General features: G+C 70.3%; 21 protein-coding genes and 1 tRNA gene. 8 read left to right on the forward strand and 14 right to left on the reverse strand.

What is annotated here, in order from left to right; genetic code table 11:
- Positions 1 to 16: 16 nt before the first annotated feature.
- Genes SPOPO_RS0109635 through SPOPO_RS0109645 form a run of 3 tightly spaced genes read right to left on the reverse strand, consistent with a single transcriptional unit; the run spans position 17 to position 1,436 of the window.
- Positions 17 to 430, reverse strand: coding sequence for a type II toxin-antitoxin system VapC family toxin (locus SPOPO_RS0109635; RefSeq protein ID WP_019874569.1), 414 nt, complete (start codon positions 428 to 430; stop codon positions 17 to 19).
- Complete coding sequence (locus tag SPOPO_RS0109640) at positions 430 to 702, reverse strand: type II toxin-antitoxin system Phd/YefM family antitoxin (RefSeq protein ID WP_028984649.1); 273 nt, start codon at positions 700 to 702, stop codon at positions 430 to 432. The genes SPOPO_RS0109635 and SPOPO_RS0109640 overlap by 1 nt, the downstream gene beginning before the upstream one ends.
- Positions 703 to 758: 56 nt before the next feature.
- Positions 759 to 1,436, reverse strand: coding sequence for a helix-turn-helix domain-containing protein (locus SPOPO_RS0109645; protein WP_156869747.1), 678 nt, complete (start codon positions 1,434 to 1,436; stop codon positions 759 to 761).
- 118 nt (positions 1,437 to 1,554) lie between these two features.
- On the opposite strand from SPOPO_RS0109645, the gene SPOPO_RS0109650 reads away from it, so the two are divergent.
- Positions 1,555 to 1,746, forward strand: coding sequence for a helix-turn-helix domain-containing protein (locus SPOPO_RS0109650; protein WP_019874572.1), 192 nt, complete (start codon positions 1,555 to 1,557; stop codon positions 1,744 to 1,746).
- A 115-nt stretch (positions 1,747 to 1,861) separates the two neighbouring features.
- Positions 1,862 to 3,064 carry a tyrosine-type recombinase/integrase gene (locus SPOPO_RS0109655; RefSeq protein ID WP_019874573.1) on the forward strand — a complete coding sequence of 401 codons (1,203 nt, stop codon included), beginning with the start codon at positions 1,862 to 1,864 and terminating at the stop codon, positions 3,062 to 3,064.
- A 91-nt stretch (positions 3,065 to 3,155) separates the two neighbouring features.
- Here SPOPO_RS0109655 and SPOPO_RS0109660 read toward each other — a convergent pair.
- The 5 genes from SPOPO_RS0109660 to SPOPO_RS0109680 form a co-directional block, all read right to left on the reverse strand.
- Positions 3,156 to 3,243 (reverse strand) — tRNA-Ser (locus SPOPO_RS0109660).
- Positions 3,244 to 3,269: 26 nt separating this feature from the next.
- Positions 3,270 to 3,629 carry a hypothetical protein gene (locus tag SPOPO_RS0109665; protein ID WP_019874574.1) on the reverse strand — a complete coding sequence of 120 codons (360 nt, stop codon included), beginning with the start codon at positions 3,627 to 3,629 and terminating at the stop codon, positions 3,270 to 3,272.
- A complete protein-coding gene (gene tadA, locus SPOPO_RS0109670; protein WP_033386140.1) occupies positions 3,626 to 4,096 on the reverse strand; it encodes a tRNA adenosine(34) deaminase TadA in 471 nt (156 codons plus the stop codon). Before tadA ends, SPOPO_RS0109665 begins: the two co-directional genes overlap by 4 nt.
- A gap of 29 nt (positions 4,097 to 4,125) precedes the next feature.
- On the reverse strand, positions 4,126 to 4,665 hold the full coding sequence (locus SPOPO_RS0109675; RefSeq protein WP_019874576.1) for a tRNA adenosine deaminase-associated protein: 540 nt from the start codon (positions 4,663 to 4,665) through the stop codon (positions 4,126 to 4,128).
- Positions 4,666 to 4,686: 21 nt separating this feature from the next.
- A complete protein-coding gene (locus SPOPO_RS0109680) occupies positions 4,687 to 5,175 on the reverse strand; it encodes a tRNA adenosine deaminase-associated protein (RefSeq protein ID WP_019874577.1) in 489 nt (162 codons plus the stop codon).
- Between the two features lie 162 nt (positions 5,176 to 5,337).
- Here SPOPO_RS0109680 and upp point away from each other — a divergent pair, with 162 nt between their 5' ends.
- The gene (gene upp / locus SPOPO_RS0109685; RefSeq protein ID WP_028984650.1) at positions 5,338 to 5,979 is read left to right on the forward strand and encodes a uracil phosphoribosyltransferase; all 642 of its coding nucleotides are present in this window, start codon (positions 5,338 to 5,340) and stop codon (positions 5,977 to 5,979) included.
- Here upp and SPOPO_RS28730 read toward each other — a convergent pair.
- Positions 5,872 to 6,465, reverse strand: a complete 594-nt coding sequence (locus SPOPO_RS28730; RefSeq protein ID WP_019874579.1) for an NAD(P)(+) transhydrogenase (Re/Si-specific) subunit beta — start codon at positions 6,463 to 6,465, stop codon at positions 5,872 to 5,874. The genes upp and SPOPO_RS28730 overlap by 108 nt on opposite strands.
- A complete protein-coding gene (locus tag SPOPO_RS0109695; RefSeq protein ID WP_028984651.1) occupies positions 6,462 to 7,592 on the reverse strand; it encodes an NAD(P) transhydrogenase subunit alpha in 1,131 nt (376 codons plus the stop codon). Before SPOPO_RS0109695 ends, SPOPO_RS28730 begins: the two co-directional genes overlap by 4 nt.
- 156 nt (positions 7,593 to 7,748) lie before the next feature.
- Between SPOPO_RS0109695 and SPOPO_RS0109700 the strand changes: the two genes are divergently transcribed.
- The 5 genes from SPOPO_RS0109700 (at position 7,749) to SPOPO_RS34785 (ending at position 13,217) form a co-directional block, all read left to right on the forward strand.
- A complete protein-coding gene (locus tag SPOPO_RS0109700) occupies positions 7,749 to 7,925 on the forward strand; it encodes a hypothetical protein (protein WP_156869749.1) in 177 nt (58 codons plus the stop codon).
- Positions 7,926 to 7,973: 48 nt separating this feature from the next.
- Positions 7,974 to 8,609 carry a PH domain-containing protein gene (locus tag SPOPO_RS28735; protein ID WP_019874582.1) on the forward strand — a complete coding sequence of 212 codons (636 nt, stop codon included), beginning with the start codon at positions 7,974 to 7,976 and terminating at the stop codon, positions 8,607 to 8,609.
- 1,331 nt (positions 8,610 to 9,940) lie between these two features.
- Positions 9,941 to 10,879, forward strand: coding sequence for a hypothetical protein (locus tag SPOPO_RS0109710; protein ID WP_019874583.1), 939 nt, complete (start codon positions 9,941 to 9,943; stop codon positions 10,877 to 10,879).
- 594 nt (positions 10,880 to 11,473) lie between these two features.
- Positions 11,474 to 12,427, forward strand: coding sequence for a hypothetical protein (locus tag SPOPO_RS0109715; RefSeq protein WP_019874584.1), 954 nt, complete (start codon positions 11,474 to 11,476; stop codon positions 12,425 to 12,427).
- Positions 12,428 to 12,683: 256 nt separating this feature from the next.
- The gene (locus SPOPO_RS34785) at positions 12,684 to 13,217 is read left to right on the forward strand and encodes a GNAT family N-acetyltransferase (RefSeq protein WP_169577179.1); all 534 of its coding nucleotides are present in this window, start codon (positions 12,684 to 12,686) and stop codon (positions 13,215 to 13,217) included.
- A 12-nt stretch (positions 13,218 to 13,229) separates the two neighbouring features.
- Here SPOPO_RS34785 and SPOPO_RS0109725 read toward each other — a convergent pair whose 3' ends face one another.
- From SPOPO_RS0109725 to SPOPO_RS35865, 4 genes are all read right to left on the reverse strand, one after another.
- Positions 13,230 to 13,472, reverse strand: coding sequence for a hypothetical protein (locus SPOPO_RS0109725; protein ID WP_019874586.1), 243 nt, complete (start codon positions 13,470 to 13,472; stop codon positions 13,230 to 13,232).
- 22 nt (positions 13,473 to 13,494) lie between these two features.
- Positions 13,495 to 13,911, reverse strand: a complete 417-nt coding sequence (locus SPOPO_RS0109730; protein WP_019874587.1) for a hypothetical protein — start codon at positions 13,909 to 13,911, stop codon at positions 13,495 to 13,497.
- A gap of 95 nt (positions 13,912 to 14,006) precedes the next feature.
- Positions 14,007 to 14,495 (reverse strand): type IV pilin protein, encoded by a 489-nt coding sequence (locus tag SPOPO_RS35860; protein WP_019874588.1) that lies wholly within the window; start codon positions 14,493 to 14,495, stop codon positions 14,007 to 14,009.
- A gap of 252 nt (positions 14,496 to 14,747) precedes the next feature.
- A complete protein-coding gene (locus tag SPOPO_RS35865) occupies positions 14,748 to 15,245 on the reverse strand; it encodes a type II secretion system protein (RefSeq protein ID WP_019874589.1) in 498 nt (165 codons plus the stop codon).
- Between the last annotated feature and the right edge of the window lie 118 nt (positions 15,246 to 15,363).

Here is a 15,363-nt window from a genome sequence, read left to right on the forward strand (position 1 = left end):
CCCGGAGCCGGCAGCCTCACTCCGACGATTCGGGTCGACCGGGACTCGCGATCGGCAGGCCCATGCTTTGGGCCGCCTCAAGGAGGCGCTGGTCGTAGGTGAGGAAGGCGTCCAGTCGGGTCCCGAAGACCGCACTCGCGGTCGCGAGGTGAATCGCGTCAAGACTGCGCAGGTTCGGATCGGGATATGCGGCCGCGGTGGCGCGAACGACTTCGTCGATCTCGTAGCGGGCGAGGCGGGCGATCACGGCGGGCACACCGCCGAGCAGCGCCGGCTCATTGCGGCGCAGGGCGCGAGGAAGCTCCACTTCCACCAACACCGAGGACACCCAAGGCGCGGGAGAGCGTGCGTCCAGCCAGTCCGCCAACGCCTCGGACTCCGGCTCCGGGCGCACCAACTTCACCAGGGCCGCGGTGTCCAGGTAGAGCATCAGTACCGCTCGTCGTCACGGAGTCGGCGCAGCAACTCCCCGGCTTCGTCCTCGGTGCGCACCGGCCCCGAGGGGCGGGGCGCCGGCCCGGAGGTGGTGGCCGGGCGCAGCCGTCCCGTGCCGATCAGCTCGGCCAAGGGGTGGTTCTCCGCCGGGATCAACCGCGCAATCACGGTGCCGCGTTCGGTCACCTCGATCGCCTCGCCACGCTTGACCCGCGCCAGCACCCCGGCGGTGTCCTGGTTGAGCTCACGCACGGGGACCTCAGTCATGGCCAAAGTGTAGTACAAAAATCTAGTACATGGTGCAGGGTCGGGACAGGTGGCCATTAGGCCCCGGGAGTCTTGCGGCGCCGGGCTGCGGGCGGGACCGCGTAGTCATGGTCGTTGAGCTTCTCGGCGACCAGCCCGCGGATCCCCACCTTGCGCAGGTGGTCGAAGAACTGGCCCATCTCGTCGGCAGTGGCGTCGACCTTGTCGGCGTAGTCGTCGAGCAGCGCGAGCAGCATCTCTTTGCGGCGATGCCGGTAGTCGCGCAAGGTGAGTGCGGTCGGAGCACCGAACACCCGGGCCAACGTGTCGTCAACCTCCGAGGGCTCGGTCATCCCGAGCTCGCGGAACCGGGCGTAGAGCTCGTCGAGCTGATCCTCGCGACCCAAGGCGAGGGTGTAGAGCTCGTTCACGCGGTCCGAGGTTCCCTGCAGCCGGCGGGCGTCCTGCGGTGGGGGCAGGAAGAACCACATCAGGGGGACATCGAACGCGCAGGTGAACGCGAGGATCTCCTGGGCATCGAACTCGCGGCGCTTGTCCCCGCCGTAGGACCGCTCCAGTGCAGAAATGCTGGCCTGGGTGAGGCGCTGGCCTAAGAACGGCTCGAGTGCTACCGCGGCCTCGTCCTGGGTCAGCCCGCGCAGCTCGCGGGCCCGGCGGAAGTTGTAGGCGATGACCTCGTTGAGGTTCACCGGCGGTGGCTCCTGCGGCGACGGGGTGCGTTTGCGTCCGGGCATGTCCACCACCGTACACGCTCCCCAGCTTATGTCGATAGTTGCTGCAGGAAGTCATGAGCGGTATTGTCTGGGCATCGTGGCGTAACAAAGTGCAGCAACTATCACCTGGGGAGGGCTCATGGAACTTCTCACCGTCCAGCAGGCCGCACAGCGACTCGGCACTTCGGTCCGGTTCGTGTGGCGGTTGCGCGCCGAGCGGCGTATCGCGGTGGTCAAACTCGGCAAGCACGTTCGGATCGACAGCGACGACCTCGACGCGTACATCAACGCCGGCCGGCAGGAACCTGGTCAGAACGAAGCCGGCCGCTAGGGAAGTCCCCGACAGGAATCATGGCCAGACTGGGCGTTCGGCGGTCGTTGGCAGGCTTCGGCCGTTCCAGCGATCGTCGGACCAACCCATCCCTTCTTCCGTGTGGGGGTCATTCATGCCATCAACCGGCACTGGACGCCGAGGCAGCGTCCGCCAAGCGGCAAACGGGACCTGGTACCTCGTCGTCGACATCGGAGTCGGGGCCGACCGCGAACAGACCCGCCGTCGCGGCTTCCCCTCGCAGAAGGCCGCCCAGGCCGAACTCACGCGCATCCTGGGCTCGCTGGAACAACGGACCTACGTCGCCCCGCAACGGCAGACGTTGGCCGACTTCCTGACCCAGACCTGGCTGCCTGCGGTCGAGCACACCATCAAGCCGGGGACTTTCGAGTCCTACCGCCGCAACGTGCGGCTGCACATCGCCGGGCGCCCCATCGGGCGACGACTGTTGCAAGAGGTCGACCCGACTCAGTTGAACGCGTTGTACGGGGCGCTGCTGGCCGGCGATGACGCGCATCGGGCGCTCAGCCCGCGCTCGGTGGCCTACATCGCGGCGATCCTGCACCGGGCCTTCCGGGATGCAGTTCGCTGGCAGGCGGTCGTCCGCAACCCAGCCGACGCCGCCGATCCGCCGCGCGCCGCTCGCCGGAACGATTTGGCGACCTGGAGCGGGGCCCAGTTGCACACATTCCTGGACTCCGTCGATAAGGACCGCCTGCGGGTGTGCTGGTGGCTGCTGGCCACCACGGGCATGCGCCGAGGGGAGGTCCTCGGGCTGCGGTGGGCTGACGTCGATCTGGATGCCGGCACGCTGCGCGTCGTCCGAACGCTCATCACGACCGATGTTCAGCGCAAAGGCGCGCCCGGCATGGCGTGGGGGACGCCCAAGACCGCCAAGGGTCGCCGGATCGTGGCCCTGGATCCCGCCACCGTGGCCGCCCTTCGCCTGCACCGCACGCGCCAGCTGGAGGAGCGGTTGCGCTTCGGAGAGGGCTACGACGACCAGGACCTGGTGGTGTGCGCAGCCGACGGCACGCCGATCCATCCCAAGGCCATCAGCTACCAGTTCGGTAAGGCCGCACGCGCTGCCGGCCTTCCCCGGATCCGACTCCACGATCTCCGCCACACCCACGCGACTCTTGCTCTCAAGGCCGGCGTGCACCCGCGCATCGTTCAGGAGCGGCTCGGGCACGCGAACGTGTCAATCACGTTGGACACCTACTCACACGTCGATCTCGACATGCAGGCCGCCGCCGCAGCTCGGGTCGCGGCACTGATCGTGCCCGCGGCTAACCCTGCTTCGCCCCAGGCGCCCTGAGTTTCTGTGACCACTTCTGTGACCAGCAGGCCGTTTTAAGCAGTCCGGCGACGCATCCCGAGGCTCTCACCTGCGGAAACGTCGCCGGGGCTGGCGGTGGCGGTGGGATTTGAACCCACGGATGCTTGCACATCACACGCTTTCGAGGCGTGCTCCTTCGGCCGCTCGGACACGCCACCGCCGGAGACGATATCAAGCGCCGAGGTCAGGCCGGACGGCCTCGTCCCGGTCGGCGCAGGGGGGTGCCCGCGCGGTCGAGCATGGTCATGCCCGCGACGAAGGCCGCGGCGCCCACGGCGCCGATCCCGACGACGTACCACCACAGGTTCCCGCCGGCGGTGTAGACGCTCGGGCCGTACCACTCGAGCTCCTGGACGAAGATCACCATCACGATGTTCGCCATCAGTTGCCAGAACAGCAGCGCGAGCACGAGGGCGGCGACGATCGCGAACGCGACGGCGAGCAGCACCCCGCCGATCCCGGCCAGCACGACCGCGGGCCAGGGCCGCTTCTTCCTCGGCGTCGGCGCCGAGTCCTCCGCCGGCGGCGGACCCCACCCGCTCACGAGACGTCCTTCATGCCCGCACCGCCCGGGCCCGACAGCCGGTGCCCGGCGAAGAACTCCGACAGCACCGCGGCGCACTCGGCGTCGAGGACGCCGGTGATGACCTCGGGCCGGTGGTTGAGCCGGCGGTCGCGCAGGACGTCCCAGAGCGATTCCACGGCACCCGCCTTCGGGTCGGTCGCGCCGTAGACGACGCGGGCCAGTCGGGACAGTCCGATCGCGCCGGCGCACATCGTGCACGGCTCGAGGGTGACGACGAGGGTGCAGCCCGCGAGGCGCCACTCGCCGCGGGCGGCCGCGGCCTCGCGAAGGGCGAGGATCTCCGCGTGGGCGGTCGGGTCGCCGTCGGCCTCGCGCCGGTTGCGGCCGCGGCCGATCACCGCCCCATCGGCGTCGAGTACGACGGCGCCGACGGGGATGTCGCCGGTCGCGACCGCGGCGCGGGCCTCCGCGAGCGCGTCGCGCATCGCGGGCTCCCAGGCGGTCCGCACCACGTTCAGCGCACGGACTCCAGCGCCTCGCCCGCCCCGGCCGCCTCGGCCAGCGCGGTCAGGATCTCCGACGGCAACATGCCCTCCTTCGAGCAGAGGGAGAGCAGCGTCTCGCCGTCGGTGCCGAGGTCGGTGAGCAACTCGGTGTCGCCGACCGGCCCGGCGTCGAGGTCCTCGGGCTCGTCGTCCGCGTCGTCGTCGACGGCGTCGCTGTCCTCGGGCTCGACGTCGAGCTCCTCGACGGCGAGCGCGGCCCCGGTGCCACCCGCGGCCTCGAGCAGCATCTCGGCGTAGGCCGAGTGGCCCACGGCGTCGCTGTCCGAGACGAAGACCCGGGGGTCCTCCTCCCCGTCGACGCGGACGACCGCGAACCAGGCGTCCTCCTGCTCGAAGAAGAGCAGCGAGGTCGATTCCGGATCGGCGTCCGCCGACGACTCACGCATCGCGTCGGCGAGGTCGGTCAGGTCCTCGATCTCGTCGAGATCGATCTCGTTGGCGTCCCACCCGTCCTCGGTACGGGTCAGCACGGCGGCGAAGTACCCCACGTTCTCGCTCCCCAGCAAGCGTCAATCGGCCAGCGCGGCATTCAGTGCGCGACGGTACGGCTCCGCGAAGCCGAGTCGCGCGGCGATGCTGTCGAGCATCTCATCCGGATACAGGTCGAGGTCGTCGCACAACGCGCCGAGCTCCATGGCGGAGAGCCCCAGATCCGCGAAGATCTGGAGGTTCCCGGCCGGCTGCACCCGTTCGTCCTCGTCGGGTCCGGGCAACGGGAGGTCGAGCGCCTCGAGGACCTCGCCGGCGACGGGCGACTCCCCGGCGGCCGTGACGTCCGACAGCAACAGCGAGACGTCGGACCCCTGCACCCGCACCGCGACGAAGAAGTCGTCCTCGATCGAGACGAACCCGATCGCGTCCCCGTCGGCCGCCTGACGCCGCGTTGCCTCGACCAGCGAGTCGAGGTCCTGGCCGACCGAAGTGGACAGCGCGGTGGCCTGCCAGCGGTCGTCCTCCCGGTAGACGACCACCGCGAAATCAGTCGCTTCGCTCGGCATAACCGACTCCTGCCCCAACGGGTGATCCCGATCCTGACAGATCCGAGCCCCGCCGGGCAGGGGCGCAAACCTCCGACCGTGCCCGACCGTCGATCCGACCCTCGGCCCTACCCGTGAGAGTCTGCGGCCATGTCGGATTCCCCGGACTCGCCGGCGGGGGCCCTGCGCGCCCACGTGGTCGACCATCCGCTGGTCGCGCACAAGCTCACGGCGCTCCGCGACGCCGCCACCCCGGCCCCCACGTTCCGGCTGCTCTGCGACGAACTCGTGACCCTGCTGGCCTACGAGGCGACCCGGGACGTGCGGGTCGAACCCGTCACCGTGCAGACGCCGCTGGCGCCGGCGGCGGGGGTCCGCCTGGCGGCGCCCAAGCCGCTCGTCGTGCCGATCCTGCGGGCCGGGCTCGGGATGCTCGACGGGATGATGCGACTGCTGCCGACCGCCGAGGTCGGGTTCCTCGGCCTGGTCCGCGACGAGAAGACGTTGCTCGCGAGCACCTACGCCGAACGGCTGCCCGCCGACCTGTCCGGCCGGCAGTGCTTCGTGCTCGACCCGATGCTCGCGACCGGCGGCACGCTCGTCATGGCGGCGCAGTACCTCCTCGAGCGCGGCGCCGAGTCGGTCTGCGCGCTGTGCCTGCTCGCCGCGCCCGAGGGCCTGGCTCACGTCGAGGAGGCCCTGGGATCTGACGCGAAGTCAGTCTCGGTCGTCGTCGCCGGGCTCGACGAGCGGCTCAACGACGTCGGCTACATCGTCCCCGGGCTGGGGGACGCCGGCGACCGCTTGTTCGGTCTCGCGGACTAGCACGAGCAGGAGCTCAAGCGCGTCGCCGAGCAGCACGGTGGCGCGGCGCAGGACCCGGTTCTCGACCCCCGCGAACCCCGGACCGGCCGACCGCAGCAGCGCAACGACCCGGTGTGCCCGCTCCACCGGGAACACCGGCATCCTCAGGGCCGGGTTCACGACGTCGTTGGCCCCGACGAGCAGGGCGACGTCGACGCCGTCGAACTCCGCGGTGTCGCCGTCCCGCAGGTCCGACCACGCCACGCCCGCCGCGTCGAGCAGGACGTTGAGCTGCCCCGGCATCCGGCCCGCGACCGGGTGCACCGCGATCTCGACCGTCGTTCCGCGCCGTCGCAACGTCCCCGCGAGGTGGGCGAGCGCGTGCTGCGCCTGCGCCACCGCGAGGCCGTACCCGGGGACGAGCACGACGCGGCGGGCGCGGGCGAGCTCGTCGGCGACGGCGGCGATGTCGGCGATGTCGGCGACCGCCAGGGGGTCGGGGCTCACCGCAGCAGCTCCGCGGCCGGGCCCCGGATCACGCCGGCGTGGGTGACGCAGCAGGCGGCGAGGATCTCGTCGTCGAGGTCGGGGGAGCGCACGCCCTCGGGGCCGAGGTGCTCGAGCAACGCGACGACGTTGGCGGCGTAGAGACGGCTCGCGGTCTCCGGCAACTGGCTCGGCACGTCCGCGCCGCCCCAGAGCAGGACGCCGTCGCCGACGATCTCCTCCACCCCCGGCCGCACGCCCTCGACGTTCCCGCCGGACTCGGCCGCGAGGTCGACCACCACCGATCCGGGCCGCATCGCCGCGACCATCGCCCGGGTGACGAGGATCGGCGCCGCGTGGCCGGGGACCGCCGCGGTCGTGAGAACGGCGTCGGCGGTGGCGACGTGCGGGGCGAGAAGCTCGGCCTGGCGGGTCGCCCGGTCGGGGTCCATCACCCGGGCGTAGCCGGCGGCGCCGGTCAGCGGCGGCAGCCCGAGGTCGAGAAACTCCGCCCCGAGGCTGCGCACCTCCTCCGGTGCCGAGGCCCGGACGTCGTAGGCCGCCACCTCGGCTCCGAGTCGGCGGGCGGTGGCGATCGCCTGCAGGCCGGCCACCCCGGCGCCGAGGACGACCACCCGCGCCGGGGGCAGCGTCCCGGCTGCGGTGACGAACCCGGGGAAGAAGCGCGGCAGCCGCTCGGCGGCGACGAGCGCCCCCCGGTACCCGGTGACCAGAGCCTGCGAGGTGAGCGCGTCCATCGGCTGGGCCGCGGAGGTGCGCGGCAGCAGGTCGAGCGAGAGCGCGGTGACGCCCTGGGCGCGCATCAGCTCGACCAGATCGCGCTCCTCGGACACCGGGAGGAAGGAGATGGTCAGCGCGCCGGGCGCGAGCCGGCGGACGTCGTCCGGGCGCGGCGGCCTCACCGAGAGCAGCACGTCGGCACCCACAACGGGGTCCGGCGTCACCCGAACGGCGGCGTTTGTGTACGCGACGTCGGGAGATGATCTTGCGAGGCCGGCCCCGGCTGCGACCGCGACCCTGAAGCCCCGCGCTCGCAGCCGGCCGGCCAATTCCGGGACCAGGGCCACCCGTCGCTCACCCGGGCGGGACTCGGCCACCACAGCAACCGACGGGGAGGAGCTGGACACGTGCCGACGCTAGCTCCCCCGCTGTTCGCCACGCGGACAGACCGTGTTACTCCTGTGGTCATTGTGACATGTGAGGTCTTGTCGTAGTGTGCGCCGTGTACGCTCGGACCAAGATCATCCGCGTCCATCGATCGCTGGGGGAAAGACGTGTCGGCGTTGCGTAAGCATCCAGTCGTCGCGCTCGCGCTGCTGGTCTTCGTCCTGGTGGCCCTGACCCAGCAGCCCGCGCGGTCCGCCGAGGCCGTCGGCAACGCCTGGGACGGGCTGTCGGGCGGCACGACGTCCTTCGTCGACAGCTTCTTCACCTTCACCGAGAACCTCGGCGGCAGCTGACGTCGCCGGCGCGCCCGCCGGTCGGCCCGCTGCCAGAAGTCGCCTGCCGTGACCGCCACCGTCGCCCCGCCCCGGACGCCCGGGACGTACCTGGTCGGTAAGTACCTGCTGCCCGCGGAGCGGGTGGTCATCGTGCAGCGCCGCCACTACGCGGCGATGGCGATGCCTTTGGCCGTCTTCTTCGGCGGGTTCGCGGTCGCGCTGTTCCTCGACATCGCGCTGCCGACCTCGGCCGCGGGCATCCGTGACCTGATCTGGCTCGCCTGGTCCGGCACCTGCTTCTACCTGGCCTGGGCGCTGCTCGACTGGTGGTTCTACCGGTTCGTCATCACCAACAAGCGGGTGATGCTCGTCCACGGCATCATCCTGCGGCAGGTCGACATGATGCCGATGGGCAAGGTCACCGACATGCGCTACGAGCGCTCGGTGCCCGGCCGGCTGCTCGGCTACGGCGCCTTCATCATGGAGTCTGCCGGTAAGGACCAGGCCCTGTCCCGCGTGCCGTTCATCTCCCAGCCCGACTGGCTGTACCGCGAGATCTGCGCGATGTTGTTCACCCCGGACCTGATCGCCGTCGCCCCGGCCGACGAGGACGACGGCTCGGGGGCGGGCCCCGGCGCCTATCGCGTCGGCTGGGTCGGCTTCGGTCCCGACGACGAGGATCCGGATGCCGAGGCGCGCTGACCGCGCGCCCGCCGGTGGCCCGGCGTCGGACGAAGTCGAACCTTCTTTGCCTAACGCACCGTAATCTCCCTCGCATTCGAGGCGTCCGGAGCGTCACCGCCGCGTGGCCCTGGTCACATTGGTCACTCAACCCACAGTTACCACAGCGGGCACGCCCGTACTGGGGCGGAACGGGCACGTCACAGTTTTTCGCGTTTCCCTGCGCCAATGGGGGGGGAAGGTGCACGATCAGTAATGCCTGGTCGAACGGCCTAGGGAGGGGTCGTCCGATCGACTGAGGGTGGGGTTCTGATTACTTGTCGTAATCGCTGATGACCGAGTGAACTTTGGTCGTTTCCGGAGACTTTGAACGGTCATCTCCGTTGGCTGGGTGGAAGGCCCATTTGGGCGCAGCTACTCTCCAACAGACCGATCGCCTCACTTGCACCGTTAATCCCTTTTATCCCTATCGACACAAGGGGCTGACGGACAGGGAGGCACCCCTCCGCTCACCCGAGCGGAAGGACCTGGGGAGGAAGCACGATGGACGCGGAGAGCAGGCAGATGCGCCTCACTTCGCGCTCCCGCGCGTGCGGACCGAACCGGACGGTCGTCTCCGGCGCAGCCTCGGCTGCGGCGGGGCGTACTCGCTCGACTCGTCCTACTCCGGCCGGCTGCCCGACTCCGGTGGCTCGGTGGGAGGCCGCGGGGGGCGCGGTAGGGATCGTCGCTGCAGGGGGTTTCGGCAGCGATCGGGCCAGGGGAGCGGGTCCACAGGACCTCAACGCCTGGCGGAGGAGAGCACGGATCGGTGTTCACGGGTTGTCCGGGCGTACCGGGCGGCGGGAACGGTACGGGTTGGTGCAAATCCGAACCAACCTCAGTAACGGTCCCACCCCTGAATGCGAATGTATGTCCATGTATGGAATCGAGGGACGGGTTGTTCCGGGCGCCACCGCGGTGACCGGCTACTCGGTCTCATCGGCTGTCCGGGCCGCTTACGCGGCGGCCGGGAAGGTCGGTGAACCCGCCCGAGGTGTGATGGGCGGTCTTCTCCAGCCGACGACCCCGTCGGTTGAGCCCCCGGTGTCGTCATTGAACGGGTCTTGCGGGACCCCGACGACGACGGCACCTGCCCCGATCGGCGTTCTGGCAACGGGAGTGTCGCCCCGCGTCAGCGCGGCAGGAGCCGCGGTCGGCGCCGAGCCGGCAGGACGGTAGCCCCACTGGGTTGACCGTCCGAACGGCCGCAAGGCCGGTCGGTCCTGCACACGGGGCAGGGCCGGAAGAGCAATACCGCACCACACCTGACCCTGATAACGACCCAACGTGAACTCGAAGGAGGGGCTTCAATGCGAGCCTCGAAGAAGGTCAAGGGAGCCGTGCTCCTTTCCGCGGGTGCCGCCCTCGTGCTTGGCGCCCCCACCGTCCACGCTGACTCCAAGGCGGACGGCAACAACGGCCTGGTCTCCGGCCTCAACCTGCTCAACGACGTTCAGCTGAACGTTCCCGTCACCGTCGGTGGCGCGGGCGTCCTCGGCGTCGGCGAGGGCAAGAACACCGTGAAGACCACGAACGAGGGCAGCGGCTCGGGCTCCGGCTCCAGCGGCTCCTCCTCCGCCGACGACAACGACGGCCTGGTCTCGGGCGCCAACGTCGGCAACAACCTCCAGGCCAACGTGCCGGTCACCGTGTGCGGCGTGGGCGCCCTGCTCGCCCGCGGCGAGGGTGACTGCGAGGTTCGCTCCTCGAACAGCGGCGGCGGCGGTGGCTCGTCCTCGGCCGACGACAACGAGGGCCTGGTTGCCGGCGCGAACGCGCTGAACAACGCGCAGCTGAACGTCCCCGTGACGGTCTGCGGCCTGGGCGTCCTCGGCAACGCCGACTGCGAGGCGGACGTCACGGCGTCGAACTCCGGCAACGGCGACAGCGACGACGACGACCTGGACGGCGACGACAGCGACCTGCTCGGCTCGAGCGGCGACAGCAGCTCGGACGGCAACAGCGGTCTGGTCTCCGGCCTGAACCTGCTCAACGGCCTGGACGCCAACATTCCGGTCACCGTCTGCGGCCTGGCCGTCCTCGGCGACGCGGACGCGACCTGCGAGGTCGAGGCGACCAACACCAACGGCGACGGTGACGTTCTCGGCGAGAGCCGCGACCGCAACTCCGCCGTCCGCGGCGCGACCCTCCCGCACACCGGTGCGGCCGGCCTCGCGCTCATCCCGTTCGGCCTGGCCCTCGTGGCCGGTGGCGTCGCCCTGCGTCGCCGCGTCGGCTCGGAGAGCTGACACCGACGGAACAAGCTCAGATCCGCTCACGCCGGGAACACTCTTCCCGGGCGGGCACCCCCCCGGCCTGTCCGGGAAGACCTGGCACGCGTGGATCTGATGTGAGGCACCGGAAGCGGTGACCCTGGGCCCGGGCCCGGATCGGCAGTAGCCGATCCGGGCCCTGGTCGTTTAACCCCGCGCTGAACCGCGCGGCGGAGCCGGCGCCGGGGATCCCGTTTCGACCGGTCCTAATGGCAAAGACTTGGTTGGGTGCCGCCGGTTCGTCCGGGCGTGCCCCATTTGCCCCGGGCGACACGCAGCAACGCAGTCATTGACCTGCGCCCGTGAAGGGAACCGGTGCACCATCAACTGCGTCTCAGCACGCAAGTTCGGTTCTTCATTCCGTGCCAAACGCCTCTGGCGCCCGGTGCGGAGCCGCCCCGGGGGGAGCGGTCAGGACCGGTCGCTGCAGGGGGTATCGGCAGCGAGCGGGCCAGGGTTGAGGGTTCGGAAGACCCAATTTCTGGCAGGACCGAAAAACATCCGGAACAAAGGTCGGGGCCCCCGTCGACCGACATGACGACTCACGTGAAACCAAAAGGAGGGGCCTCGATGCGAGCCTCGAAGAAGGTCAAGGGAGCTGTGCTCCTGTCCGCGGGTGCCGCACTCGTGCTCGGCGCCCCCAGCGTCCACGCCGACTCGTCCGCTGACAACAACAGCGGGCTGCTGGGTGGCCTGAACCTGCTCAACGGCGTTCAGCTGAACCTGCCGGTCACCGTCGGCGGCGCGGGCGTTCTGGGTGTCGGCGACGGCAGCCCGGTCGTCTCGACCGGCAACAAGGCCGGCTCGACGAGCACCAGCGGCAGCACGAGCAACAGCGGCGGTGGCGCCAAGTCCTCCGCGAACAACAACCGCGGCCTGCTCGGCGGCGTGAACCTCGGCAACAACCTCCAGGCGAACGTCCCCGTCACCGTGTGTGGCGTCGGCGCGCTGCTCGCCAGGGGCACCGGCGACTGTGAGGTCAAGTCCGCGAACACCGCGGGCGGTGGCGGCGGTGCGTCGTCCTCGGCCAACGGCAACAGCGGCCTGGTCGGCGGTCTCAACGCCCTGAACAACGCGCAGCTCAACGTTCCGGTCACCGTCTGCGGCCTGGCCGTCCTCGGCGACGCGAACTGCGACGCGGCGGTCGGCGCGGCCAACTCGGCCGGCGGCGGCAGCGGCTCGGGCAACGGCGGCGGCGCCTCCAGCTCCGCCAACGGCAACAGCGGCCTCCTGGGTGGCCTGAACCTGCTGAACAACCTGCAGGCCAACATCCCGGTGACCGTTTGCGGCCTGGCCGTGCTCGGTGACGCCGACGCGAACTGCGAGGTTGAGGCCACCAACGTCGCCGGCCCGTCCGACGAGGACGAGGGCGACGTGGCGGGCGAGTCCCGTGACCGCAACTCCGCGGTCCGTGGCGCGACCCTGCCGCACACCGGTGCGGCCAGCCTCGCCCTGATTCCGTTCGGCCTGGCCCTCGTTGCCGGTGGCGTGGCGCTCCGTCGCCGCGTCGGCGCCGAGAGCTGAGCTCGCGGATCGACTGAAAGCGCAGTACAAGCTCAGAACCGAGAACGCCGGGAACACTCTTCCCGGGCGGGCACCCCCCCGGCCTACCCGGGGAGACCCGGCAGGCGGTTCTGATGGCGATCAGTGCCTGACACCGGCTGATCGTCGGAGCGGTACAAGTAAGGCACCGGAAGCGGTGACCCTGGGCCCGGGCCCGGAGACGGCGGCAACGCCCGATCCGGGCTCCGGGTCGTTAAGGACCCCAACGTCCGACGATGTGGCTGCCATCGCGACCACATCGTCGGACGTCCGCATTAATGGGGACGTGTTCGAGCCCGCGACGATCCGGACGGCCCGGCTGGTGCTGGAGCCGGCCGGCCTCGACGTCGCTCGCTCCGTACTCGCCGGCGACGGACCCGCCGCGGCGCGCGGGTGGCCCGGGCCCGAGGCGCTGCAAGCCTTCCGGTTCGCCGTCGACTTCGGCGGCGACCCGGGGTGGTTGATCCTTCTCGACGGCCAGGTGGTCGGGGAGTGCGGGACCCACGGCCCGCCGGATCTCGAGGGGGTCGTCGAGATCCGGTACGGCATCGCGGTCTCCGCGCGGGGCCAGGGCCTCGGGTCGGAGGCGTGCGCCGCGCTGACGGAGTGGCTGCTCGGCCGGCCCGGCGTTGCTCGCGTGGCCGCCTCAACCGACACCGCCGCGAACCCCGCCTCCCGCCGCGTGCTCGAGCGCAGCGGGTTCCTGCTGGATCACCTCGACGGGGCGACAGCCTGGTACGTCCGGTACGAACAGACTGACGTACCAGACTGACGCTGCGTCAGGTCAGAGGTCGAGCGCGCCGAGCTCGCCGAGGAGGGCTTCGGAACGCGCGTCACGCTCGACGGTCCGCTCGACCTGGGACGGCAGCTGCGCGGCCTGGCGCTCGGACAGGGTGCTGACGTCCGCGAGGTCGTCGATCTCCGAGAGCACGACCAGACCGTAGGCGAGCGGGCCGAGTTCGCCCAGCATGTCGGGCGCCGGCGTGCGGTCGGCGTCCGTCGGCAGAACGTTGGGGCTGTCGGTCATCGGAGGTCCTTCCGTGGACGGGTTACCAGTCGGGGCGCGAGACGCGGACGCTGACCGTGGCGTCGGTCAGGGTCTTCAGCCCCGGGATGTGCTTGAAAAGCATCGTCGGCGCCGAGCGGTGAGCGGTGAGCTCCACCGAACCATCGGCGTAGACGGTGAAGGTCTGAGGATCGATTGTCATGCGGTGCAGGTCGGCGACGGCGTTCGCGGCGTTGTAGGCCGTCTCGGCCGTCCGCGGGGTTGCCATGTCCCGGCCGTCGACGGCCATCACCCCGGCCCGGGCCGCCTCGTTGGCGTTGTCCGGGACCGAGACCTTGACCAGTGCGACCGACGCCAGGTCCGCTCCCCCCACGACGAGGAGGGCGACGATCGGCAACCCGGTGAGGAGCTTGCGGCCGGGTATGTAGACCCGCGGGCGTCGGGCGACGGTGCCGGACACGGAGCCTCCAGGTCGATCGTGTGGTGGAAGTGAAGCTCCGGGGAGACAGAGCTGAGCTGTCTCCCCGGAGCCAGTTGGAGCGGTACGGAGGCTGATCAGCCCCCGGCCGGCGGGTCGGTGGTGTAGGCGGTGCAGTCGCTGTTCGCGGGCTGCAGGCCGCCGGCGTCGCTCTTCCAGACGTAGCCGTTCGTGGTCTCCGAGCCCTTGGTGCTGACGACCTGGACACAGAACGCGGTCACGGCGCCGTTGTACTTGATCGCCTTGACCCAGTTGTTCGGCGAGAGCTTGACGGTCTCACCGGCGATGACGATCGACCCACCGGTGCTCGTCGCAGAGGTCGTGTTCGTGATCTCCGGCGCGTTCGGGTACGCGGCGGTGTCGGTGAACGCCGTCTCGAGGGCGGTGGCGACGCTGCGGACGTCGGACTTGACCGAGGCGTCGGCGGCCTTCTTGCGCTGGTTGAGGAAGATCGGGATCGCGACCGCGGCGAGGATGCCGATGATCACGATGACGACCAGGAGTTCGATGAGGGTGAAGCCCTTGTCGTTCTCCCGGTTCAGGGACTTGCGGAGTGCGGTGTACATGGAACTCCCTGGCGGGTTGGAGGGGTGAGCCGTACTACGGCCGAGGTGAGGGGAGCGGCCGGTGTGTGGTTCGACTGGGGTGTCGGCCCTCCGTTCGACCGAGTTGAGGGCGAGGTGCCTTGCGGCTCAAAGCTCATCCGTTCGGACGACCCTCGAGTTGCCAGCGGTTCTTCGGGCGGGCATGGAAACGCTCCGGGGAGACAGCGTTCACTGTCTCCCCGGAGCGGGTGGAGCTGTGCTTGCCTAGATGCCCTAGCGGATGGCCTGCGTGTACACAGCCGTGTCGCAAGCCGTGACCGAGGCCGGCTGGAGGCCGCCGGCGTCGCTACGCCAGACGAAGCCGGTCGCGTTCGAGCCCTTGCTGCTGACGATGCGGACGCAGAACGCGGTAGCGGACGCAGCGGCGGCGTTGTAGCGGACCTCGGCGACGGTGTTGTTCGGCGACAGGCGGACCTGCTCGCCGGCAACGGAAAGCGTGCCACCGGCCACGGGCAGGGTGCCGAGCTCGGTTGCCCCGGTGCCGGCTGCCGGGTAGGCAGCGTTGTCGGTGAAGGCCGTCTCCAGCGCGGTGGCGACGCTGCGGACGTCGGACTTGACCGACGCGTCAGCAGCCTTCTTGCGCTGGTTGAGGAAGATCGGGATCGCGACCGCGGCGAGGATGCCGATGATCACGATGACGACCAGGAGTTCGATGAGGGTGAAGCCCTTGTCGTTCTCCCGGTTCAGGGACTTGCGGAGTGCGGTGTACATGGTGCTCCCTGGCGGATGGACGGAGGGTGAGTGCGCCGTCGCGCCGCCGGTGGAGAGGAAGGCTGCGCTGCGACGTTTCGGTCGAGGGGGGTGTCGGCCCGGAAGTCGGCAAGGTTGA

The sequence above is a fragment of the Sporichthya polymorpha DSM 43042 genome (assembly GCF_000384115.1).
In the GTDB taxonomy this organism is placed as follows: domain Bacteria; phylum Actinomycetota; class Actinomycetes; order Sporichthyales; family Sporichthyaceae; genus Sporichthya; species Sporichthya polymorpha.

What these genes read in the sequence shown, in the direction of transcription:
- SPOPO_RS0109645 (WP_156869747.1), bottom strand. Translation starts at nt 1,436, where the DNA reads ATGCCCGGACGCAAACGCACCCCGTCGCCGCAGGAGCCACCGCCGGTG.
- SPOPO_RS0109725 (WP_019874586.1), bottom strand. Translation starts at nt 13,472, where the DNA reads ATGACCGACAGCCCCAACGTTCTGCCGACGGACGCCGACCGCACGCCG.
- SPOPO_RS35865 (WP_019874589.1), bottom strand. Translation starts at nt 15,245, where the DNA reads ATGTACACCGCACTCCGCAAGTCCCTGAACCGGGAGAACGACAAGGGC.
- tadA (WP_033386140.1), bottom strand. Translation starts at nt 4,096, where the DNA reads ATGCGCGACGCGCTCGCGGAGGCCCGCGCCGCGGTCGCGACCGGCGAC.
- SPOPO_RS0109715 (WP_019874584.1), top strand. Translation starts at nt 11,474, where the DNA reads ATGCGAGCCTCGAAGAAGGTCAAGGGAGCTGTGCTCCTGTCCGCGGGT.
- SPOPO_RS0109635 (WP_019874569.1), bottom strand. Translation starts at nt 430, where the DNA reads ATGCTCTACCTGGACACCGCGGCCCTGGTGAAGTTGGTGCGCCCGGAG.
- SPOPO_RS0109640 (WP_028984649.1), bottom strand. Translation starts at nt 702, where the DNA reads ATGACTGAGGTCCCCGTGCGTGAGCTCAACCAGGACACCGCCGGGGTG.
- SPOPO_RS0109680 (WP_019874577.1), bottom strand. Translation starts at nt 5,175, where the DNA reads ATGCCGAGCGAAGCGACTGATTTCGCGGTGGTCGTCTACCGGGAGGAC.
- SPOPO_RS0109710 (WP_019874583.1), top strand. Translation starts at nt 9,941, where the DNA reads ATGCGAGCCTCGAAGAAGGTCAAGGGAGCCGTGCTCCTTTCCGCGGGT.
- SPOPO_RS0109650 (WP_019874572.1), top strand. Translation starts at nt 1,555, where the DNA reads ATGGAACTTCTCACCGTCCAGCAGGCCGCACAGCGACTCGGCACTTCG.
- SPOPO_RS0109655 (WP_019874573.1), top strand. Translation starts at nt 1,862, where the DNA reads ATGCCATCAACCGGCACTGGACGCCGAGGCAGCGTCCGCCAAGCGGCA.
- SPOPO_RS35860 (WP_019874588.1), bottom strand. Translation starts at nt 14,495, where the DNA reads ATGTACACCGCACTCCGCAAGTCCCTGAACCGGGAGAACGACAAGGGC.